This window comes from Tropicibacter naphthalenivorans (assembly GCF_900176475.1).
Taxonomy (GTDB): domain Bacteria; phylum Pseudomonadota; class Alphaproteobacteria; order Rhodobacterales; family Rhodobacteraceae; genus Tropicibacter; species Tropicibacter naphthalenivorans.
In genome coordinates this window covers 477,507-498,038 of sequence record NZ_FWXX01000001.1, presented here as the reverse complement: position 1 = coordinate 498,038, position 20,532 = coordinate 477,507, and the positions used below count along the sequence as shown (strand labels likewise).

The following is a 20,532-nucleotide window of genomic DNA, read 5'->3' as shown; positions in this document are numbered from 1 at the left end:
TGGGCCTGCCGCCTTGATGAAAGGGACGACGATGAAACGACTTGCGCTGGGCCTTGGCCTGCTTGCGACCCCGGTTTTGGCCGGGGATTTTGCGTTGAAAGACGTGCACTTGGACGTGGTGCCACGGACCAAGGCAGAGGCCGCGCGCATCGCCAGTGTGACCGCGCCGACGATGGATTTCAGCGCGCCTGAGCGGTTCGAAACCAACCCCGGCGGTGGGGCGACGGTGCGGGCGCGGGACGACGCCGACGCCTTTTCCCAACCCTCGGCCAACATCGGCTTTGACGGAGAGTTGGAGTTCAAGCTGGGCAACGGCTTGTTCAAGAAACTCTGGGTGTCGTCGCCGTCTTCGACCCTTGCGTCCGATGGCCTCGGGCCGCTGTACAACGCCCGGTCCTGCCAGCGCTGCCACCTAAAGGACGGGCGCGGCCACCCGCCGGAAAATGCCCAAGACAACCGCGTGTCCATGTTCCTGCGCCTATCTGTCCCGGCGGACGAAGTCGCGCCGTCCGAGATCGAAACCTATCTGGCGGCCTTGGGCGGCGAAGGCCCGCGCACCCGGCCCGACCCCACCTATGGCGGCCAGCTCCAAGACGTGGCCGTGATGGGCCATGCCGCCGAAGGGCAGATGGACGTCACCTACGAGGAATTCGACGTGCCGCTGGCGGGGGGCGAGGTCGCCTCGCTGCGTAGGCCTTCGTATAGCGTTTCGGACCTGGGCTATGGCCCGATGCACCCGGACGTGATGCTGTCGCCGCGCGTCGCCCCGCCGATGATCGGCCTTGGCCTGATCGAGGCGATCCCGGCGGCGGATATCCTTGCGCTGGCCGACCCCGATGACGCCGACGGCGACGGCATTTCGGGCCGCGCGCAGGTGGTCTGGTCGCTGGAACACACCGCGCCCATGCTAGGCCGTTTCGGCTGGAAAGCGGGCAACCCCACGGTGCTGGAACAATCCGCTGCAGCCTTTGCGGGCGACATCGGCATTTCCAACCCGCTGTTCCCGGCGGGCGCGGGCGAATGCACCGAGGCGCAGGACAGCTGTCTGGCTGGCCCGCACGGCGACAACGACGACCGCCTGTGGGAGATCGACGCCGAAGGCCTTGATCTTGTGACCTTTTACAGCCGCAACCTGGCCGTGCCCGCGCGCCGCGACGTGGACGACCCAGAGGTGCTGCGCGGCAAAGAGCTGTTCTACACAACCGGCTGCACCTCTTGCCACACGCCGAAATTCGTGACGCATCGGCTGAATGACCGCGACCCCCAAAGCTTTCAGCTGATTTGGCCCTATTCCGACTTTCTGCTGCACGACATGGGCGCGGGGCTGGCGGACAACCGTCCCGAAGGCCGCGCCACTGGCACGGAATGGCGCACCCCGCCTTTGTGGGGGATTGGCTTGACCGAGCAGGTCAACGGTCACAGTTATTTCCTGCACGATGGGCGCGCGCGGTCCTTGCTCGAGGCTGTCCTCTGGCACGGCGGCGAAGCCGAAGCCGCCAAGACCGCCGTGACCGAGATGACGCCGCCCGACCGCGCCGCCCTGATCCGCTACCTGGAGAGCCTTTGATGCGTTTGCCGCTTTTGTTCACCGTCCTTGCCGCGCCCGCCTTTGCCGGGGTGCCAGAGGTCGTCTCAGACCATATCCAGCCCGGGTTTGCGCAGTTTGCGCAAGCGACGCAGGCGCTGGCCGAGGCCGCTGGGGCCGACTGCACCGCCATTGAGGCGCCGTATCAAAGCGCCTTTGACGCGTGGATGGGCGTGTCGCATCTGGCCTTTGGCCCGTTGGAGCAGGGCGGGCGGAACCTGGCGGTTTCCTTTTGGCCGGACACGCGCGGAATGGTGCCGAAAACCGTCGCAAAGCTGATCGCGGATGAGGACGCGGCGGCGTTGGACCCTGCCGCCTTTGCCGAAGTGTCGGTGGCGGGGCGGGGGCTGTACGCCTTGGAAACGGTGCTGCAAGAGCCCTATGCGCAGGGCAGTTACACCTGCACTTATGCCGCCGCCGTGGCGGATGATCTGGCGCGGGTTGCGCGCGAGGTGCAGGCCGATTGGCAGGCCTATGGCGCGCTGTTGTTAGACGCCGGGGCCGAAGGCAACGCCACCTATCTGTCTGAAAAAGAAGCGGCCACGGCGATTTATACGGCCCTGATGACGGGGCTCGAGTTCACTTCGGACACGCGCATCGGGCGGCCCTTGGGCACGTTCGACCGCCCCCGCCCCAAACGCGCCGAGGCGTGGCGGTCAGGGCGGTCCTTGCGCAATGTGACCTTGTCTTTGCAGGCGCTGCGCGATCTGGCCCGCGCCTTGGCGGGGGGCGAAATTCCGGTGACCGAAGCGGCCTTTGCCGATGCGCTGAGCGTCGCCGCCGATCTGGATGACCCGATCTTTGCGGGTGTTGCGGACCCAATGGGGCGCCTGCGGGTCGAGATCCTGCAACAGCGCGTCGATCTGGTGCGCGACGCGGTGGCGGGCGAAATCGGCACGCCCTTGGGGCTGGCGGCGGGCTTTAACTCGGCGGATGGGGATTGATGCGCAGGCGGCATTTCCTGTCGGCGTTGCTGGCGTCTGCCTCCTTGCCCGCGCTCAGCTGGGCCGATGCGGGCAACCCAGCGTTTCTGGCGGCGGCGCGCGAAGAGAACGGCGGCTATGCGCTGTTCGGCCTTGATAACGGCGGCGCGGACCTGTTTCGCATCCCCTTGCCGGGGCGCGGACACGCTGCGGCGGCGCACCCAACAGCCCCCGAGGCTGTGGCCTTTGCCCGCCGTCCCGGCACCTTTGCGCTGGTGATCGACTGCGTCTCCGGAGGGGTGCTGCACCGGCTGGATGCGCCCGAGGGGCGGCATTTCTACGGGCATGGCGCGTTTCTGGAGGGCGGTAACCTCTTGGTCACCACCGAGAATGACATCGACAGCGGGCAGGGCGTGCTTGGCCTGTGGGCGCGCGATGCGGGCTATCGGCGGATCGGAGAGATTGCCTCTGGCGGGATCGGCCCGCATGAGTTGCTGCGACTGCCCGGCGATGTGATCGCGGTGGCGAACGGCGGGATTTTGACCCACCCGGACCGGGGGCGCGACAAGCTGAACCTTGATACCATGCGCCCGAACTTGAGCTATGTGACCGTGGCGAACGGCATCGAAGAGGTGGTCGAGCTGGATGCGGAGTTGCACCATGCGTCGATCCGCCATCTGGCCTATGCGGACGGGCAGGTGGGGTTTGCCATGCAGTGGCAGGGCGATCTGCCGGACCCCGCGCCGTTGTTGGGCCTGCACCGTAAAGGCGGACATCCCGTGCTGTGCAGTGCCGATCTGGCCGAGCAGATGGCGATGGACGGTTACGCCGGGAGCATTGCCATGGCGGGCGGACGGGTGGCGATCACCTCTCCGCGCGGCGGGCGGGTGCATCTGTTTGATACCGCTGGGGAATTCTTGCAAGCGGTGCCAAGGCGCGACGTCTGCGGCGTGGCCAGCGCGGGGGCCGGGTTCGTGGTGACAGACGGCTTAGGTGGTGTCTTGGCATTGGATGAGGGGCTGTCGCCGCTGGTCTCGGCCCCGCGCGCCTGGGACAATCACTTGGTCCGGCTCGGCGGATAACCCAACAAAAAAGCGCCCCTGCGGGGGCGCTTTGGTCGGGCGCGTGGCCCTTTCGCGACGTGCTTGATTACAGCAGTTCGAGGTTCGACGCGCTCTCGCGGCCGTCACGGCCAGCTTGCAGCTCGTACTGAACTTTCTGGTTGTCGGCGAGGCCGGTCAGGCCGGAACGCTCAACAGCAGAGATGTGCACGAACACGTCCTTGCCGCCAGTGTCGGGTGCGATAAAGCCGAAGCCTTTGGTGGTGTTGAACCATTTTACGGTGCCAGTGGCCATTCCGTAGTCTCCTAAGTTATGCCGCTCACGGACATGCAGCGGCTCGGCGTAGTCAGCAAGATCGAAAGCGCTGTAGCCGGTAAGGGAGACAGGTAGGCGATAGTGGTAACGTAGCGGCCCCACCTATCGCAGATTGGGTGATTCTGAGCAAGGACGATTGCGTTAACGTTGTGTTAACAAGGGTGTTACAAGAGGCGGGGGCGTTAAGGGTTTGGATATGGGATTGATCTGGGCAGGCGTTTTGATCGGGATCGGCGGGACGGTGGCGATGGATATCTGGGCGCTGCTGCTGCACCGTTTGGCGGGGCAGGGGATGCCGAACTGGGGCAACGTCGGGCGCTGGGTCGGCTGGCTGCCGCGGGGGCGGGTGTTCCACGACGACATCGGCTTGGCCGCGCCGGTGCGGGGCGAAGTCGCGCTTGGCTGGGCGTTCCACTACTTTGTGGGGGTGGTCTATGGCGCGGTGTTCGCCTTGCTCGTGGGGCCGGGCTGGTTCGACACGCCGACGTTCTGGCAAGCGTGGCTGTGGGGGATCGTGACGATCTCTGGCGGGTGGTTCCTGCTGCACCCGGGGATGGGGCTGGGCTGGGCCTTGTCCGGAGTCGAGCGCCCGTGGAAAGCGCGCATGATGGGCTTGGTGGCCCATACGGTGTTTGGGTTGGGGATATGGGGGATGGCTTTGGGCCTTTGAAGCTGGCGATTCCCTTGGAAATATGTCCCGCCCGGCCTCGCGCCGGGCAGCGCCCGACCTCCCCCCGGAGGGCGCTTTTGCGCCGTTCTTGATCCCCAGAAATCTTGGGAGCTTTGAGGGCGATGCGTGCTCCGAATGGGTGTCAGAGCGCCCTCCAGGTCGGGCGCTGCCCTTTTCGCGTGATCGCGGCGACCTTGGCCTAAAGAAAAGGCCGGGAGCGATCCCGGCCTCATTGTTCTTAACGCACAAATTTCTTGAACTTGACCCGCGTCGGCTCCAGAGCATCCGCCCCAAGACGGCGCTTTTTATCCTCTTCGTAGTCCTCGAAGTTGCCTTCGAACCATTCCACGTGGGCTTCGCCTTCGAACGCCAGAATGTGCGTACAAATCCGGTCGAGGAAGAAACGGTCGTGCGAGATCACAACCGCGCAGCCGGCGAAATCGACCAAAGCGTCTTCCAGCGCGCGCAGGGTTTCCACGTCGAGGTCGTTGGTCGGTTCGTCGAGCAGGATGACGTTGCCGCCTTCCTTCAAAAGACGCGCCATATGCACGCGGTTGCGCTCACCGCCGGACAGCAGGCCGACCTTTTTCTGCTGGTCGCCGCCCTTGAAGTTGAAGGCCGAGCAATAGGCGCGCGAGTTCATCTCGGCGTCGCCCAGCTTGATCTGTTCGGCCCCGCCAGAGATCGCCTCCCACACGGTGTCATTGTCGGACAGGTCGTCGCGGGACTGGTCGACATAGGCCAGTTTGACCGTGTCGCCGTATTCCACCGCGCCCTCGTCGGGCTGTTCGTGGCCCGTGAGCATCTTGAAGAGCGTCGACTTACCCGCGCCGTTCGGACCGATCACGCCAACGATGCCACCGGGGGGCAGCGAAAAGTCGAGGTCTTCGATCAACAGCTTGTCGCCCATGGCTTTTTTCAGGCCAGAGACCTCGATCACCTTGTTGCCCAGACGCGGGCCGTTGGGGATGATGATCTGGGCGCGCGACAGCTTTTCGCGCTCGGACTGGTTGGCCAACTCGTTGTAAGAGGCGATACGCGCTTTGGATTTCGCCTGACGGGCCTTGGCGCCCTGACGCATCCATTCGAGTTCGCGCTCCAGCGTCTTTTGCTTGGCCTTGTCCTCGCGCGCTTCTTGTTCCAGACGCTTGGCTTTTTGTTCCAGCCAGGACGAGTAGTTGCCCTCGTAGGGGATGCCGCGGCCACGGTCGAGTTCGAGGATCCAACCGGTGATATCGTCAAGGAAATAACGGTCGTGCGTAACGCAGAGGATCGTGCCTTTGTACTCGATCAGGTGGTTTTGCAGCCAGGCGATGGTTTCCGCGTCGAGGTGGTTGGTCGGTTCGTCCAGCAGCAGCATGTCGGGCGCTTCGAGCAGTAGTTTGCACAGCGCGACGCGGCGGGCTTCACCACCGGAGAGGGATTTCACGTCAGCGTCGTCGGGGGGGCAGCGCAGAGCCTCCATCGCGACGTCGATCTGGCTGTCGAGATCCCACAGGTTGTTGGCGTCGATCTCGTCCTGAAGCTGCGCCATCTCGTCGGCGGTCTCGTCAGAGTAGTTCATGGCGAGTTCGTTAAAGCGGTCGAGCTTGGCCTTTTTCTCGGCCACGCCCAGCATGACGTTTTCACGAACGTTTAAGGTTTCGTCGAGCTTCGGCTCCTGCGGGAGATAGCCAACCTTGGCGCCTTGGGCGGCCCATGCCTCGCCGGAGAAGTCCTTGTCGATTCCCGCCATGATGCGCAGCAGGGTCGATTTACCCGCGCCGTTGACGCCGACCACACCGATCTTGACGCCGGGCAGGAACGATAGGTGAATGTTCTCAAAGCACTTTTTGCCGCCGGGATAGGTCTTGGAGACGCCTTCCATGTGGTAAACATACTGATAAGAGGCCATCATTTCGCTCCGCTTCTGGGTGATCGACTACGAGCAAGTACAGCGAAGCGCGGCGCGGTGCAATCATGTGCGGCCTGCGGCGGTTTGTTCCTTACCCAGAAGTTAAGCAGTCCGGGCAAATTGTCGGGGTTTGCGGCGGCGCGGCCGATTTTGACGCGCTTTTGTTAAGCAGATTTCAACCTGTGGGCCTCATCACTCAAAGACAAAGGGCAGCACCGCGCAATGTCGGCCCGTCTCACCGGAGAAGAGTATGAGCGATCCTGTTACCCACACGGCCAGGGGCCCCTGGTCCAAGCTAAAGCTGAAGTGGAAGGTGCCGATCGAGATCGCGGTGCCGACGATCATCGTCGCCATGCTGGCGTCGCTGTTTTCCTATTGGCAGGCGCATGATGCGCTGGAGCAGCGCCGGGAAACCACGTTTGACTACGTGCTGTACGAACGCGCCGGGGCGTTGGAATTCTGGCTCGAGCAGGTGACCACCGACGTGACGATGCTGGCCTCTAGCCAAAGCACGCGTGAGGCGTTGTCGTTGTTTGACCGCGCGTTTGACCGGGTCAGCGATACGCCGGGCGTGACACTGCGACAGCTGTATATCTCGGGCAACCCCAACCCGATTGGCGAGAAAGACGCCCTGATCAAAGCCGATGACCCTTCGGTCTGGACGCAAGTGCACGGCAAATATCACACCGGGTTTCGCACCTTTCAGGCGCAGCGCGACTACTACGACCTGTTCCTTTTCGATCCCGATGGAAACATCGTCTACTCGGTGTTCAAGGAAGAGGATTTCGCGACCAATTTCAGGAATGGCCCCTACGCGTCTAGCGGGCTTGGCAAGGCGTTTCGCCAAGCGATGGCGTTGCAACCGGGCGAAAGTGTCTTTTCCGATTTCGAAGCCTACGCGCCAAGCTACGGCGCCCCGGCCAAGTTCGTGGCAGCGCCCGTCTTTGACAATGCGGGCAACGTGACTGGCGTTGTCGCCCTCCAGATGAAGCTCGACACCATTGGCCAGCTTTTGTCAAAAGTGAACGTGCTGGGCGAGACGGGGCAGATCTATGCGCTCAACGATGACGGCAAAGCCTTGTCGCCGTCGCGGTTTCCCGGCGGGCACGAGGTTTTCGACGATCTGCCTGATCTGGAATATCTGAGGGTGGTTCGGTCCGGGCGCGAAGAGCGCTATGATAATGTGCCCGGCCTGCGTGGCGAGTCGTCCATCGTTCGTATGCAAACCATCCAGCTGAGCGGCAGCAACTGGCATCTGGTTCTCGAGCAACCGGTGGCCGAGGCCATGGCGATCGAGACGAGTATGCTGTGGGATATGATCGTCCAGTCCGCGGTGGTTTTGGTGATCGTGGCCATGATCGCGTTTTTCGTGGCCCGTGTTTTGACGCGCCGGATTGGCGGCTTGTCCGATAGCGTTAGTGAGATCGCGCAGGGAAATTACGACGCGCAGGTCAGTCAGGTGACCGCGGGCGACGAGCTGGGCGATATTGCGCGGGCCTTGGACAGCTTCAAGCTGAGCCTTGCGGAAAGCGCTGTGGCAGAGCGGGAACGTCAAGAGCGCGCGCGCCATCAAGAGCAGGTCGTCGAGCGTCTGCGGCGCGCCTTGGCGCAACTGTCCGAGGGCAATCTCGATTGCCAGATTCGCGAGGATCTTGGCGCGGATTACGAAGAGCTTCGCCGTTATTTCAACGAGACCGTCGATGCCTTGGCGGCCATAATCGGAGAGTTGCGCGGCAGCGCCGAAATGATCGATGCGGACGCGCAAAAAATGAGCGCTGGGGCAGATTCTCTGTCGCACAGGACGGAAAATCAAGCCGCCACGCTCGAGCAAACAGCCGCCGCGATGGATCAGATCACCGTCAGCGTGAATTCGACCGCAGAAGGCGCCCAGCAGATCGTGACCGCGATCAGCGCCGCGCGCGATCAGGCGCAACGCGGCGAAGAGGTGCGCACCCGTGCCGTCGCCGCGATGGGCGCGATCGAGATGTCGTCCAAAGAGATCGGTCAGATCATTCAAGTCATTGAGGATATTGCGTTTCAGACCAACCTGCTTTCGCTTAATGCCGGCGTCGAAGCCGCGCGTGCAGGCGAGGTCGGGCGCGGCTTTGCCGTGGTGGCGTCCGAAGTGCGGTCCTTGGCGCAGCGATCCTCTGACAGCGCCGCCGAAATCCGAAATTTGATCGTGAATTCCAGCGAGAACGTGTCGAACGGTGTGCAGCTTGTGTCCGAAATGGGCGGCTCGATCGAGGAAATCCTGCGCGAGGTGTCATCCGTCACCGAAAGGGTGCAGGACATTGCCTCCGGTGCCTCGGAGCAGGCGACGGGCCTGACGGAAATCAACAATGGCATCACGATGCTGGATCAGGTGACGCAGCAGAACGCGGCCATGGTTTCGGAAAGCGTTTCCTCGGGTCGCGCGCTGCAGCAAAAAGCTGCGGATTTGCGAGGGCTGGTGGCGCGCTTCAAGATGGCAGGAGACGAAGCAAAGAGGCGGCCCCACAGCGCGGCGGCCAACCAAAGCCCTGCGCAAGCGGATTGGCGCAGCGATGCTTCCCGCCCGAGGGTGTCGTCTACAGCTCGCGCGCACAGCCCAAGCAACGCCAGCGCTTCTGTCTGGAATGACTTCTGACCCAAGAGGTGGCCGCGCGGTTTCTTGATCCGCCTGAGTAATGCGATTACGTCAAACCGGTGTAAGAACCGACAGGGCAGGATGACGTGATCAAGCTTGGACAGGGCATTGTGCTGGTGCCGGGGATGCGTGTGGGGCTGCTTGGCGGGTCCTTTGATCCACCGCACGAGGGCCATCTGCATCTTTCGAAAGAGGCGCTCAAGCGGTTTGGGCTCGATTGTGTGGTTTGGCTCGTGAGCCCCGGCAATCCCCTCAAGGCCAAGGCACCCGCTTCGATAGGCCAGCGCATGGCTGCGGCGCAAGCCTTGATTGACCATCCGCGCATCTGGGTTTCGGATGTCGAGGCGCGCTTGAAGACCCGCTACACCGCGCAAACATTAGAGGCTTTGGTGCGGCTGTATCCGGCGGTGCGATTCACCTGGCTCATGGGCGCGGACAATCTTGCGCAATTTCATCGGTGGAACGCGTGGCAAAGCATCATGCAGCGGGTCCCAGTGGGTATTCTGGCCCGACCGGGCACGCGGATGTCGGCGCTCCACGCGCCAGCCGCGAAAATTTACACGCCCGCGCGCCTGCCAAGTCATGTCTCGCGGCATTTGGGAATGGCGCGACCGCCGGCTTGGTGCTTTGTCAATATGCCGATGCGTGATGTCAGCTCCACCGAGCTGCGCCGCGAGGGCGCTTGGCCAAGCTGAAAAAGACCGCAGAAAAACGTGATCGGCGGCACAAGAGAGTCTTGTTGAATAAAAAACCGCGAAGCGTTTACATCGCGCTATGACGAACCGTATTTCTAGACGCCAATTTTTAACGGCGACCAGCGCATTTGCCGCGATGTCCGCCACGCCGCTCTGGGCCGAAGCGCCTATGGAATCCCTGCGACCCACCGCGCGCAGTGCCGATTTTATCAAGAAAATTCAGCCAGATGCGGCGGAACTGATCGCAAAGGCCAATTTGAACGGCGCGGTCGGCTTTTCGGTCGCTGACATGTCGACGGGCGATCTGCTCGAATCTCACAACGGCGCGGTCGGCTTGCCGCCGGCAAGTGTCGCCAAGTCCTTGACGGCGTGTTACGCGCTGCAAGCCTTGGGGCCGGGCTTTCAATTCGAGACGCAAGTGATGGCCACAGGTGGCGTCATCGACGGGACCGTGCAGGGCGACTTGATCCTGATCGGCGGCGGCGACCCGACGCTGGACAGCGATGGGCTTGCCCTTTTGGCCGCAGACATGGCGGCGGCGGGGATCACTGGGGTGCAGGGCGGGTTCAAGATCTGGCGCGGGCCGTATCCCTATCTGCGTGGTATCGATCCCGGTCAGCCCGATCATGTGGGCTATAATCCGGCGGTGTCGGGGCTGAACCTCAACTTTAACCGCGTGCATTTCGAATGGCGCAAAGCGGGCGCGGACTACGCGATTTCGATGGACGCCCGGACCGGGACGCACCGCCCAAAGGTGACCATGGCGCGCATGGGCGTCGTGTCGCGCAGCGCGCCGGTGTACACCTACGCCGACGTGGGCGGGCGCGACGACTGGACCGTGGCGCGGGGCGCTTTGGGGCAGGGCGGATCGCGCTGGCTGCCCGTGCGCAAGCCAGGGTTGTACGCCGGGGAGGTGTTCCAGACGTTTGCGCTGGCACATGGCGTGCGGCTCGGCCCGCCCGAACTCATTGACGCGCGGCCCGAAGGCGAGATTGTCGCCACGCTGCAAAGCGCCCCTTTGCGGATCATTTTGCGCGATATGCTTAAATGGTCGACAAACCTGACGGCGGAAATGGTCGGGCTGACGGCGACATTGGCGCGCACGCAAACCCCGCCAAAGTCGCTTGCCGAGTCGGCCGAGCAGATGAATGCGTGGGGCCGCGAAACGCTTGGTCTGACGTCGATGGCCTTTGTGGATCACTCCGGGTTGGGCGAGGCGAGCCGGATCAGCCCGCAGGACATGATGTCTGGGCTGCGGCAATTGCGGCTTCGCTTGGGGATCAAACCGCTGCTCAAGAGTTTTGCGATGCGCGATGACCAGCGCCGCGTGATCGAAGATCATCCTCTGGATGTGCACGCCAAAACCGGAACCCTGAACTTTGTCAGTGGCTTGGCGGGATTTGTCGACCTGCCGGATGGGACCGAACTGGTGTTTGCGATCTTTGCCGCCGATCTGGAGCGCCGCGCCAAGCTGACCAAAGCGCAACGCGAACGCCCCGATGGGGGGGCGGCGTGGAACGTGCGGGCCAAGACGCTGCAACAAGCCCTGATCGAACGCTGGGGCGTCGTGCACGCCAGTTGACGCAGGCCGAAGCGGCCCCGGCCTGCGCATGTCTTAGTTCTGAATGACGACCTTCATGTTCTGTTTGCCAACGCTTTGCGTCAGCTTGAACAGCACGGCGGCGTGTTCCGGGTGCAGCCGGACGCAACCCGCAGAGGCAGGGCGGCCCAGACGGCTGATCTGGTTGGTGCCGTGAATGGCGTAATTGCCGTTGAAAAAAATCGAATAGGGCATCGGCGCGTTGTTATAGAGGCTCGAGCGATGGTTCTTCGACAGCCACTTGGCGGTCCAGGTGCCGCGCGGCGTGTATTTGCCAGAGCGCGCGGTGGACACCGGCCAGCTGTAGGCGACCTTGCCGTTGTAAATCACGGTCATGGTCTGTGCGGAAATGTCGACTTTGGCGACCAGCGGCGCTGCGACCGAAGCCATCGGCAGCAGGCACAGCATCGCCACGCCCAATGCGCGCGTTAAAATGCGATTCATTATGTCCCTCCAGGTAGGTTTGCGTCCAAAGGGCAGCGGACGCGACTTTAATGAATCTATATTAACGTCAACTTAATCTTTGAGTCCGGGAAACCTTACCACGTCGCGCAAGAATTGTGTCACTTTTGCAATGATTAGGCATGTTTAGCGGTTCCGCGAGGTTAACGCGGGGCGATTTGCCTACAATTGAACAGGCTTTTACAACGACAGGTGGCGCGCGCGCGCGCCGCGCTCGATCGCGGCGGCGTGCAGGCGGTCAATATTCAGCTCATAGCGAATCTCTTCGAGCAGGCGCAGCTCTGTCTCTTGCAGCGTGCCATCCGCCGCAGCCACATCACAGGCCAGCGCGTAGGCGGTCTCGAACAGGCGCTCGGGCAGGTTTTCGCGCAGCAGGCCGAACAGGGCATCAAGGCCATCTTCTTGTTCGAAAAGGTCCATGACCAGCGCCGACACCGTGCGCACGCGGTCGGCGTCATAGCTGGCAAAGATTGGCAGCATGTTCACCGCCGAATCGATTTTGACCAATTCCGCGGTGCGGACGTTCTCATCCGAGGCGGACACGGCGATCATCAGCGCCACGAGACAGTCTTGCGGGCTAAGCGGGTGGGCGGTGTCTTGCATCTTGTGGCCTTTCCTACGCGGCATTGCAGCGCAATTTATTGACGCCGGGGCGGTCCTTCAATAGGAAGCGCGCTGAATCCCAAAATGGAGTGTTTTCAGATGTCCGAACTGCGTGACGCCGCGATGAGTGCGAAGGCTTGGCCCTTTGAAGAGGCGCGCCGGATCCTGAAACGCTTTCAGCAGGGCGCGCCGGAGAAGGGCTATGTCCTGTTCGAGACCGGTTACGGGCCGTCGGGCCTGCCGCATATCGGCACCTTTGGCGAGGTGCTGCGCACCACGATGATCCGCCGCGCCTTCGAGGCGATCAGCGATATTCCCACGCGGATGATCTGTTTTTCCGACGACATGGACGGGATGCGCAAGGTGCCGGGGAACGTCCCGAACCAGGAGATGCTGCACGAGCACCTGCAAAAGCCGCTGACCGCCGTGCCCGATCCCTTTGGTACGCATGATAGCTTTGGCGATCACAACAACGCGATGCTGCGCCGGTTCCTCGACACCTTTGGCTTCGACTACGAGTTCTACTCGGCGACCGAGTTCTACAAGAGCGGTCAGTTCGACGAGGTGCTGCTGCGCGCCGCCGAGCGGTATGATGACGTGATGGCCATCATGTTGAAATCGCTGCGCGAAGAGCGCCGCCAGACTTATTCGATTTTCCTGCCGATCCACCCGGAAACCGGGCGGGTGCTGTATGTGCCGATGAAAAACGTCGACGCGGTCAAGGGCGAGATCACCTTTGACGACGAAGATGGCAAGGAATGGACGCTGCCCCTGACCGGCGGCAATGTGAAGTTGCAGTGGAAGCCGGACTTTGGCGCGCGTTGGGCCGCCTTGGGTGTCGACTTCGAGATGTACGGCAAGGATCACAGCACCAACACGCCGATCTATGACGGCATTTGCCGGGTGCTGGGGGCGCGTGCACCGGAGCATTTCACCTACGAGTTGTTCCTTGACGATCAGGGGCAGAAGATCTCGAAATCGTCCGGCAATGGCATTTCGATCGACGAATGGCTGACCTATGCCTCGACCGAGTCGCTGTCGTACTTCATGTTCCAAAAGCCCAAGACGGCGAAGCGTTTGTATTTCGACGTGATCCCCAAGGCGATGGACGAATACCACCAGCAGCTGCGGGCCTATCATGGGCAGGACCTCAAGGCGCAGCTGAACAACCCGGTTTGGCACATCCACAACGGTGACGTGCCCGAGTCCAAGATGGTGGTGCCGTTCTCGATGCTGCTCAACCTCGCCAGCGCGGCCGGGGCCGAGAGCAAGGACGCCATGTGGGGCTTTATCAAGCGCTACGCCCCCGAGGCGACGCCGGAAAGCCACCCGGATCTGGATGCGGCGGCGGGCTTTGCCGTCAAGTACTACGAGGATTTCGTCAAACCGACTAAGACCTTCCGCGCGCCGGACGCCAAGGAGCGCGCCGCCATGGAAGACCTTGCCGCGCAGCTGCGCGCCTTTGACGGGACGGCGGACGACGAGACGCTGCAATCCATGGTTTTCGCTGTCGGCAAAGCGCACGCGTTCGAGAACCTGCGCGATTGGTTCAAGGCTCTGTACGAAGTCCTTCTGGGCCAAAGCCAAGGGCCGCGTTTTGGCGGCTTCATCGCGCTTTACGGTGTCGATGAGACCGTGGCCTTGATCGAAAAAGGCCTGTCGGGCGATCTGGCGCGCGCTTAAATCTGGCGGCCAACGCGTGGGCGGGTGCCTGTCGTTGGCTGTTCCACCTCTGGCGGGGGCGGCATGTCGTCCTCTGGTGGGGGCGGCGCCGAAAGATCAAGCCATTTGGCACGGTCATAGACGGCTTGTGTTGGAACATTCAGGGTTTCGGCGCACAGCTGGGCGCGTCCCTCGTACCAAAGCTGGGTGAACTTGTCCTTGGGCATCAGCAGGGCAAAGGCAAAGCGCCGCGCCTCTTGCTGAACGGCGGGGTTCGAAGGCTGATACAGCGCCTGAACACCGTGGTCGGGGTGCAAATCCCGTGTGTAAAGCACATGCAGCAGCCAATGTCCGATGCCGATCCCGGTTGCCAGCCGATCATGCCGAGGCTTGCCATTCTTGGGCAGCCAGATCACCGCTTTGCGGTCCAAGGGCACCTCCAGCAGGATTTCATTGGGTTTGTCGGAGTATTCCACATCGACGTTCAGGGCCCGACACACACCATCCAAAGGCCCGCCATAGATGGGCGAAAGCGTTGGGTTCTGAGACAAGAAATCCTTGATAACGTTTTCGATGTCTTCATCCGTTAGCCCCGGGCTTTCGGGTTCGACATAAGGGTAGCTTGGGTAGGCTCTGGGCATACGCGAAATCCCTGCCAGTTTCTGTGATCTGTCTTTAAATTTGGACCTCACCGCATTAGCACGGCAAACCTTTCGAGAATCTCAATAGCTACAAATCGCAGTTTTTTCTGCGCCCAAGGGACGCCCAAAGGACGCTAGGGGTGCGTTGCGCACGGGGGCGGGGCAGCGTGCGGTGCGGTTCCTTCGCGTTAAGACCCCGTTGATACTTCCCTTTTCCTGACGGGGCAGACGCGCCCCATGCGAGGAAAGGGAACAGGATGAACAAGGCGATTACCGACGGCATAGTTTTCATGCCCCCGGCGTTTTCGGCGGACACTCTGGGGCAATGGTCCCGTGGCGATGGCACCCCCGGTTCGGACACCTATGCCAATCTGGCGACGGCGGCCTTTGTGCCTGCGGATCAGGACTTTGGCGGCTGCCTTGAGATCCAAAAGACCACCAGCACGCAGACTTTGCGCTATATGGGGCAGACGCCGCTGCCGGTGGGCACCTATCTGCGCATCACCGCGCGTGTCAAAGCCACGGCAGGCGCGCTGCCTCAGGTGCGTATCGCGGGCTGGGCAGGCGATGCGGGTGGCAACGCGGTGACGGGCATTCCGCTAACCGCGACGTCCAAGAGCATTGATGCCTATGGCGAGATTGTCGAAGTGTCGGCGATCGTTGGCTCTGGCCAGCGCGGCGGCGTGGACATGCCTTGGGGCACCGATCCGATCTATGGCCACTTTGGTCTGGACCTGACCGGGGCGAACGGGGGCGTGGTGCGCATTGACGATATCATCATCGAAGACATCACCAGCGCTTTCCTGCGCGACATGATGGCTTGGGTGGACGTGCGCGACTTTGGCGCGGTGGGTGACGGAGTGACCGACGACACCGACGCGTTCGAGGCGGCGGATGCGGCAGCCAACGGGCGGCGGGTCATGGTCTCGGCGGGGACGTACCACCTGGCGCGCTCGCTCAACCTGACCAGCCGCGTGCAGTTCGAAGGCACGCTGACCATGCCCACGGACGCGGTGCTGGACCTGACCAAGGATTTCAGCCTGCCCAACTACATCGACGCGTTCGGCGGTGACGAAGAGCTCGCGTTCAAAAAGGCGGTGCAGTCGCTGATGAACGGCTCGGATCACGAGAGCCTCGATCTGGGCGGGCGCCGCGTGTCGGTCAACGCGCCCATCGACGTGCAGGCAGCGGTGCCGAACCGCACCAGCTATGCGCAGCGCCGTGTCATCCGCAACGGCCAGCTGCGCGCCGAAGGCACCACCGCGTGGGAGCCGGAAACGACCACCAGCATGGCGACCTATTCGGCCAGCGACCCTTGGCACCTGACCGATGTGACCAATATCGCCAACATTCAGGTGGGCAGCCTGGTCGAAGCGCCGGGCGTCGGTCGCGAGATCTATGTCCGCAGCGTCAACGTCAGCGCGGGCGAGGTCAAACTGTCCCAGCCGCTGTCCGATGCGGTGGGGCGCCAGACCTATACCTTTACCCGCTTCAAATACATGCTGGATTTCACCGGCTTCGAAAAGCTCAACGTGTTCGAGCTGGAAGGGGTGGAGCTTCAATGCGGGACCGTCGCCTCTGGCATGATCCTGCCGGCGGTGGGGACGGTCAACGTGGTGCGCAACTGCGTGTTCAACCGCCCCGGCCATCGCGGCATCACCTCGATTGGCGATGGCTGTCAGGGGATGCTGATCGACCACTGTCAGTTCATCTCGCACGAAGGCGGGCTGCTGACCCAAGACCGCGTGTCGGTTGCGATCAACACCAACGCCAACGATGTGAAAATCCGCAACTGCCGCGCCTCTCAGTTCCGGCACTTTGCGGTGGTCAGCGGTGCGCATACGATCATCTCTGGCAACCACTTCTTCCAGGGGGACGACAGCAGCACGGGCACCCGATCCGCCGGTCTGGTGATCTGTCTGCGGGCCTGCAACGCGCAGGTGACGGGCAACTATCTGGACAACTGCTTTATCGAATGGACGAACGAGCGTGAGCCGGAACCGGACTACTCTGGCGGCTTTGGCTTTGCCGGTCTGTCGGTCACCAACAACGTCATGCTGTCGTCGCATGTTGCCCCGTGGTTCAGCCATATCGTGGTCAAACCCTACGGCACCGGCCATTTCATCAACGGTCTGAACGTGCAGGGCAATACCTTCCGCTGCGTGGGTGGGTCGATCTTCCGGGCCGAGCGCGTGGACACCTCTTTTGCGCAGCTCGACAAAAGCCGGATGCGGTCGGTCATCTTTGACGGCAACACCTACCACAACGTGGAAACCGGCGCGTCCAACCCGCTGCGCGTGACGCATTCGCAGAACACCCATTCGTCCACCTGGGAAATCGACACCGAGAACAAGCTGCCCTTCGAAGGCTATGCTCTGGATGTCGAGGCGGTCACCCAGCGCTCTCGCCCGCGCAACACCGCCAACGTCAGCAAGTACTACAACCCCTATGCGCTGACCGAGCAGGGCGGGCAAAAGGACAAGGTCCATCTGATCTGGGGCGAAGACCTGATCGGCGACGTGACGGTCAAGGTCCGCATGGACAACTAGCGGCGTTCAAAGGCACTGGCCCGTGGTCGGTGCGGCCGGTCCCCATTGCGCGGGGCCGGCCTTTTTGGCGTTTTGGCTGTCAGAAATCCGCCCAAAGGCCAAACTTGATCCCCATGGAGCTATCGCCGATCAGCCCCACCGTCACCCCGGTTTCCAGTTGGTACTTGCCCTTGAGGGGCCGGACATAAGACGGCGCAAACCGCGCAAAAGGCGGGTCTTCGGCGGTGTCCCCGGTCTGAAGCTGCAAGATCAGCTTGCGGTCGCGTGGCAGGTTCCGCCCCCAGGTGATATCCAGCTTGTAGTCGGTCTTTTTGTCCGGCAGGTGGATTTCAGCGACGCTATCGACGGAAAACCAGCCCTTTTGCAGCCCCCAGCCCAGCGACAGGCCGGGGCGGATCACCATATCCCCCGCCACCCGTCCAAAGGCCAGCTGCCCGGAAATCTTGGGCCCGCTGTCCTTGTTTCGGATGGGCATCTGGACAAAGGCGACCGTCTTGGCCGCGCCCGACACCGACCGCCCCAGATCAAGGCCCAAGGTCACGCGGTCGGTCAGCCCATACTCCAGGTACAGCGTGTAGTACTGCTGCGTCGGCATGGCAGAGGTCCAATGCTGGATGTTCTGCGGCCAGGACAGCCGCACCGCCGCCGACCCGAACCCGGTCCCCTTGGTCCGTGGCCAAGCGCCGGCCTGCGCCTGAACGGCGGTCAACAGGCAGAAAATCAAGACGACGACGCGCACCCACATAGCCGCTTTATCATGCGTTCAACTTGGTTAAGGCCCCGTTAAGACGTGCCCAAGCGCCGCGCCCGTGGGGGCTGGATTGTTCCATGCCGCATGTGCACAATCACTGCGATATTCGGAAGGACGACTCATGGCCGGTCACGTGATCACGGTAGCGCAACAAAAAGGCGGCAGCGGCAAGACAACGCTGGCCGCGCACCTCGCGCTGGGGTTCCGCGCGCAGGGCAAAACGGTGGCCCTGGTCGACCTCGACCCCCAAGGCTCGCTGGGCCGCTGGTTCATGACCCGCGTGGAAAGTGACCCGGCGCTCTGCGAGGGCCTCGATTTCTCGACCTCCTCGGCTTGGGGGATTTCTTACGAATGCCGCAAGCTGGCCGACGCCAATGACATCGTCATCATCGACACCCCGCCTAAGGCCGACAGCGACCTGCGCCCGGCGCTGCGGGTGGCGCATCTGGTGGTGGTGCCCGTGGCCACCTCTCATGTCGATCTCTGGGCCACCGAGGGCGTGCTGGACCTTGCCAACCGCGAAGGCAAACCGGCGCTTGTGGTGATGAACCGCACCCGCCCGAACACCCGCCTTGGCCAAGAGGTCTTTGAGGCCGCCGGCAAACTGGACGCCGAGGTCGCCGAAGCAAGCCTTGCCAACCGCGTGGGCTATGCCGAAGCCATGGGCAAGGGCCGCGGCATCACCGAAGGCCCCAAAGGCCCCGGCCGCGATGAGGTCACAGCCCTCACCGCCGAGGTCGCCGCCCGCTTCTAGGGTTTGCCATAGGCGGGCAGGGGCTTTATGGCAGGCCCAAAGGAGCCATCCATGACCGACCTGACCGCCCTCGCTGACCTGATCCGCGCCGATGCCTCGCAGCGTGGCCAGACCATTTCCAAACTGGGGTACTTTTGCGCGCCCTTCCAGCCGCGTCAGGGGCCATTCTCGGACAAAGTCATCAAGGTCTATCGCGGGATGCGCGATGCCGCCGCGCTCGACCGGCTCAAACAATGCCACGACGACTACGTCGACGCCCTGAACGCTGCCGACGTCGGCCTGCCAGACACCGAATTCCACCTGCTCGACATGGCCGGGGGGCGCATTCCCGTCATCGTGCAGGACGCGCTGCCCACCGACCGCCTCATGCGCCCGCTGATGCAAAGCCAGCCGCTAAACGAGACGCTCGAAATGATGGAAGCCGCAGGCCAGGTCATCGCCCGCTTCTGGCTCTGGGCGCAGAACGACCCGCGCCGCATCGGCTTTCACCCCTCGATCCGAAACTTTGCCTATGTCGACGGCACCGCGCGCTTCTTCGACACCTTCCCGCCGCTGATCCACTACAGCCGCGACGAGATGGGCAAGATGCTGCTGACCTTCTCGGACAAACGCCTGATGCGCATGGTCGGCCCCTTCCTGCAAAAGAAGGTCACCGGCATCCAAGACGAATGGTACGACCCGGCGGAAACCCTCGTGGGCCTCGTGGGCAGCGCCTGCCGCCTGCGCCCAAGCGACGCGCCGGCCTACCTCGACTGGGGCCGCGACTTTGTCAAACGCGAGATGCAGCCGTGGCAAACCGAAGCCCTCGCAGGCCTGCAAACCCCGCCACAACTCCCCAGCTACTGGACCGGCTTCCGCAAGCTCCTCGGCCTTCAGGGCGAACCCAACATCCCCCAAAAATAGCGCGCAGCCGGGCCGTCCCAAGCGCCCGACCTTGCGCTTCTTCTCTTTCCAAATATCCCGGGGGGCTCCGAAGGAGCGGGGCAGAGCCCCAGCCAGACCCTAAAAACAAAAAAGCGGCCCGAGTTGCCCCGAGCCGCCTCAAACCTCAAAACGCGCTGGATCAGACGATCTTGATGCCCGCGTCCTTGATGTCCTTCAGGAACTGGTCGAGGCCCTTGTCGGTCAGCACGTGGTTCGCCATGGCCTTGATGACGGCGGGGGGCGCAGTCGCCACGTCAGCACCGATCTTGGCGCATTCGGACATGTGGTTGGCGGTGCGGATCGACGCGGCCAGGATGTTGGTCTCGAACCCGTAGTTGTCATAGATCTCGCGGATGTCGGCGATCAGCTCCAGCCCGTCGAGGTTCAAATCGTCCAGACGGCCAATGAACGGCGAGATAAAGGTCGCGCCGGCCTTTGCCGCCAGCAGCGCCTGGTTGGCCGAGAAGCACAGGGTCACGTTGACCATTTTGCCTTCGTCGGACAGCACCTTACAGGCCTTCAGACCGTCCCAGGTCAGCGGCACCTTGACGGCGATGTTCTCGGCGATCTCGGCCAGCTTGCGGCCTTCGGCGATCATGGTGTCGGCGTCCACGGCGGTCACTTCGGCGGACACCGGGCCGGACACGATCGAGCAGATCTCGCGCGTGACTTCCAGGATGTCGCGGCCCGACTTCTTGATCAGGGACGGGTTGGTGGTCACACCATCCACCATGCCCAGATCGTTAAGCTCGCGGATTGCGTCGATTTCAGCGGTGTCGACAAAGAACTTCATTAGGCAGCCTCCGGCTATGC

General features: G+C 62.7%; 18 protein-coding genes. 11 read left to right on the top strand and 7 right to left on the bottom strand.

Annotation, left to right across the window (positions count from 1 at the left end):
• Positions 1–31 precede the first annotated feature (31 nt).
• The 3 genes from B9A11_RS02410 to B9A11_RS02400 are packed head-to-tail and all read left to right on the top strand — an operon-like array spanning position 32 to position 3,590.
• Positions 32–1,567: a di-heme oxidoreductase family protein gene (locus B9A11_RS02410; RefSeq protein WP_143595777.1), complete on the top strand. Its 1,536-nt coding sequence runs from the start codon at positions 32–34 to the stop codon at positions 1,565–1,567.
• Positions 1,567–2,529: an imelysin family protein gene (locus tag B9A11_RS02405; RefSeq protein WP_058245950.1), complete on the top strand. Its 963-nt coding sequence runs from the start codon at positions 1,567–1,569 to the stop codon at positions 2,527–2,529. Before B9A11_RS02410 ends, B9A11_RS02405 begins: the two co-directional genes overlap by 1 nt.
• A complete protein-coding gene (locus B9A11_RS02400) occupies positions 2,526–3,590 on the top strand; it encodes a DUF1513 domain-containing protein (RefSeq protein WP_143595776.1) in 1,065 nt (354 codons plus the stop codon). Before B9A11_RS02405 ends, B9A11_RS02400 begins: the two co-directional genes overlap by 4 nt.
• Before the next feature lie 67 nt (positions 3,591–3,657).
• On the opposite strand, the gene B9A11_RS02395 is transcribed toward B9A11_RS02400, so the two are convergent.
• Entirely contained in the window at positions 3,658–3,864 is a 207-nt protein-coding gene (locus tag B9A11_RS02395; protein WP_058245952.1) for a cold-shock protein, read from the bottom strand.
• 217 nt (positions 3,865–4,081) lie between these two features.
• Between B9A11_RS02395 and B9A11_RS02390 the strand changes: the two genes are divergently transcribed.
• Entirely contained in the window at positions 4,082–4,555 is a 474-nt protein-coding gene (locus B9A11_RS02390; protein ID WP_058245953.1) for a DUF2938 domain-containing protein, read from the top strand.
• Between the two features lie 238 nt (positions 4,556–4,793).
• On the opposite strand, the gene ettA is transcribed toward B9A11_RS02390, so the two are convergent.
• Complete coding sequence (gene ettA / locus B9A11_RS02385; protein WP_058246408.1) at positions 4,794–6,449, bottom strand: energy-dependent translational throttle protein EttA; 1,656 nt, start codon at positions 6,447–6,449, stop codon at positions 4,794–4,796.
• Between the two features lie 250 nt (positions 6,450–6,699).
• Here ettA and B9A11_RS02380 point away from each other — a divergent pair, with 250 nt between their 5' ends.
• The 3 genes from B9A11_RS02380 to dacB all read left to right on the top strand — a co-directional run bounded on the left by B9A11_RS02380 (position 6,700) and on the right by dacB (position 11,355).
• Complete coding sequence (locus B9A11_RS02380) at positions 6,700–9,078, top strand: methyl-accepting chemotaxis protein (protein ID WP_058245954.1); 2,379 nt, start codon at positions 6,700–6,702, stop codon at positions 9,076–9,078.
• Positions 9,079–9,203: 125 nt separating this feature from the next.
• Positions 9,204–9,773 carry a nicotinate-nucleotide adenylyltransferase gene (locus B9A11_RS02375; RefSeq protein WP_058246409.1) on the top strand — a complete coding sequence of 190 codons (570 nt, stop codon included), beginning with the start codon at positions 9,204–9,206 and terminating at the stop codon, positions 9,771–9,773.
• A 79-nt stretch (positions 9,774–9,852) separates the two neighbouring features.
• Entirely contained in the window at positions 9,853–11,355 is a 1,503-nt protein-coding gene (gene dacB, locus B9A11_RS02370) for a D-alanyl-D-alanine carboxypeptidase/D-alanyl-D-alanine endopeptidase (protein WP_058245955.1), read from the top strand.
• Between the two features lie 33 nt (positions 11,356–11,388).
• Here the strand turns inward: dacB and B9A11_RS02365 are convergent, their stop codons facing one another.
• Positions 11,389–11,817 carry a L,D-transpeptidase gene (locus tag B9A11_RS02365; RefSeq protein WP_058245956.1) on the bottom strand — a complete coding sequence of 143 codons (429 nt, stop codon included), beginning with the start codon at positions 11,815–11,817 and terminating at the stop codon, positions 11,389–11,391.
• Between the two features lie 198 nt (positions 11,818–12,015).
• A complete protein-coding gene (locus B9A11_RS02360; RefSeq protein ID WP_058245957.1) occupies positions 12,016–12,438 on the bottom strand; it encodes a tellurite resistance TerB family protein in 423 nt (140 codons plus the stop codon).
• Positions 12,439–12,537: 99 nt separating this feature from the next.
• Between B9A11_RS02360 and B9A11_RS02355 the strand changes: the two genes are divergently transcribed.
• Entirely contained in the window at positions 12,538–14,121 is a 1,584-nt protein-coding gene (locus B9A11_RS02355) for a lysine--tRNA ligase (protein ID WP_058246410.1), read from the top strand.
• On the opposite strand, the gene B9A11_RS02350 is transcribed toward B9A11_RS02355, so the two are convergent.
• Positions 14,118–14,741 (bottom strand): ImmA/IrrE family metallo-endopeptidase, encoded by a 624-nt coding sequence (locus tag B9A11_RS02350; RefSeq protein WP_058245958.1) that lies wholly within the window; start codon positions 14,739–14,741, stop codon positions 14,118–14,120. The two genes, B9A11_RS02355 and B9A11_RS02350, sit on opposite strands and share 4 nt — an antisense overlap.
• Before the next feature lie 257 nt (positions 14,742–14,998).
• On the opposite strand from B9A11_RS02350, the gene B9A11_RS02345 reads away from it, so the two are divergent.
• Positions 14,999–17,290, top strand: a complete 2,292-nt coding sequence (locus B9A11_RS02345; protein WP_058245959.1) for a glycosyl hydrolase family 28-related protein — start codon at positions 14,999–15,001, stop codon at positions 17,288–17,290.
• A gap of 79 nt (positions 17,291–17,369) precedes the next feature.
• Here the strand turns inward: B9A11_RS02345 and B9A11_RS02340 are convergent, their stop codons facing one another.
• Entirely contained in the window at positions 17,370–18,035 is a 666-nt protein-coding gene (locus B9A11_RS02340) for a hypothetical protein (protein ID WP_058245960.1), read from the bottom strand.
• A gap of 127 nt (positions 18,036–18,162) precedes the next feature.
• Between B9A11_RS02340 and parA the strand changes: the two genes are divergently transcribed.
• Positions 18,163–18,795: a ParA family partition ATPase gene (gene parA / locus B9A11_RS02335; protein ID WP_058245961.1), complete on the top strand. Its 633-nt coding sequence runs from the start codon at positions 18,163–18,165 to the stop codon at positions 18,793–18,795.
• Between the two features lie 51 nt (positions 18,796–18,846).
• Entirely contained in the window at positions 18,847–19,698 is an 852-nt protein-coding gene (locus tag B9A11_RS02330; RefSeq protein ID WP_058245962.1) for a DUF6206 family protein, read from the top strand.
• A gap of 160 nt (positions 19,699–19,858) precedes the next feature.
• On the opposite strand, the gene fsa is transcribed toward B9A11_RS02330, so the two are convergent.
• Complete coding sequence (gene fsa / locus B9A11_RS02325) at positions 19,859–20,512, bottom strand: fructose-6-phosphate aldolase (RefSeq protein WP_058245963.1); 654 nt, start codon at positions 20,510–20,512, stop codon at positions 19,859–19,861.
• Between the last annotated feature and the right edge of the window lie 20 nt (positions 20,513–20,532).

What these genes read in the sequence shown, in the direction of transcription:
- B9A11_RS02410 (WP_143595777.1), top strand. Translation starts at nt 32, where the DNA reads ATGAAACGACTTGCGCTGGGCCTTGGCCTGCTTGCGACCCCGGTTTTG.
- B9A11_RS02405 (WP_058245950.1), top strand. Translation starts at nt 1,567, where the DNA reads ATGCGTTTGCCGCTTTTGTTCACCGTCCTTGCCGCGCCCGCCTTTGCC.
- B9A11_RS02395 (WP_058245952.1), bottom strand. Translation starts at nt 3,864, where the DNA reads ATGGCCACTGGCACCGTAAAATGGTTCAACACCACCAAAGGCTTCGGC.
- B9A11_RS02390 (WP_058245953.1), top strand. Translation starts at nt 4,082, where the DNA reads ATGGGATTGATCTGGGCAGGCGTTTTGATCGGGATCGGCGGGACGGTG.
- ettA (WP_058246408.1), bottom strand. Translation starts at nt 6,449, where the DNA reads ATGGCCTCTTATCAGTATGTTTACCACATGGAAGGCGTCTCCAAGACC.
- B9A11_RS02380 (WP_058245954.1), top strand. Translation starts at nt 6,700, where the DNA reads ATGAGCGATCCTGTTACCCACACGGCCAGGGGCCCCTGGTCCAAGCTA.
- B9A11_RS02375 (WP_058246409.1), top strand. Translation starts at nt 9,204, where the DNA reads ATGCGTGTGGGGCTGCTTGGCGGGTCCTTTGATCCACCGCACGAGGGC.
- dacB (WP_058245955.1), top strand. Translation starts at nt 9,853, where the DNA reads ATGACGAACCGTATTTCTAGACGCCAATTTTTAACGGCGACCAGCGCA.
- B9A11_RS02365 (WP_058245956.1), bottom strand. Translation starts at nt 11,817, where the DNA reads ATGAATCGCATTTTAACGCGCGCATTGGGCGTGGCGATGCTGTGCCTG.
- B9A11_RS02360 (WP_058245957.1), bottom strand. Translation starts at nt 12,438, where the DNA reads ATGCAAGACACCGCCCACCCGCTTAGCCCGCAAGACTGTCTCGTGGCG.
- B9A11_RS02355 (WP_058246410.1), top strand. Translation starts at nt 12,538, where the DNA reads ATGTCCGAACTGCGTGACGCCGCGATGAGTGCGAAGGCTTGGCCCTTT.
- B9A11_RS02350 (WP_058245958.1), bottom strand. Translation starts at nt 14,741, where the DNA reads ATGCCCAGAGCCTACCCAAGCTACCCTTATGTCGAACCCGAAAGCCCG.
- B9A11_RS02345 (WP_058245959.1), top strand. Translation starts at nt 14,999, where the DNA reads ATGAACAAGGCGATTACCGACGGCATAGTTTTCATGCCCCCGGCGTTT.
- B9A11_RS02340 (WP_058245960.1), bottom strand. Translation starts at nt 18,035, where the DNA reads ATGTGGGTGCGCGTCGTCGTCTTGATTTTCTGCCTGTTGACCGCCGTT.
- parA (WP_058245961.1), top strand. Translation starts at nt 18,163, where the DNA reads ATGGCCGGTCACGTGATCACGGTAGCGCAACAAAAAGGCGGCAGCGGC.
- B9A11_RS02330 (WP_058245962.1), top strand. Translation starts at nt 18,847, where the DNA reads ATGACCGACCTGACCGCCCTCGCTGACCTGATCCGCGCCGATGCCTCG.
- fsa (WP_058245963.1), bottom strand. Translation starts at nt 20,512, where the DNA reads ATGAAGTTCTTTGTCGACACCGCTGAAATCGACGCAATCCGCGAGCTT.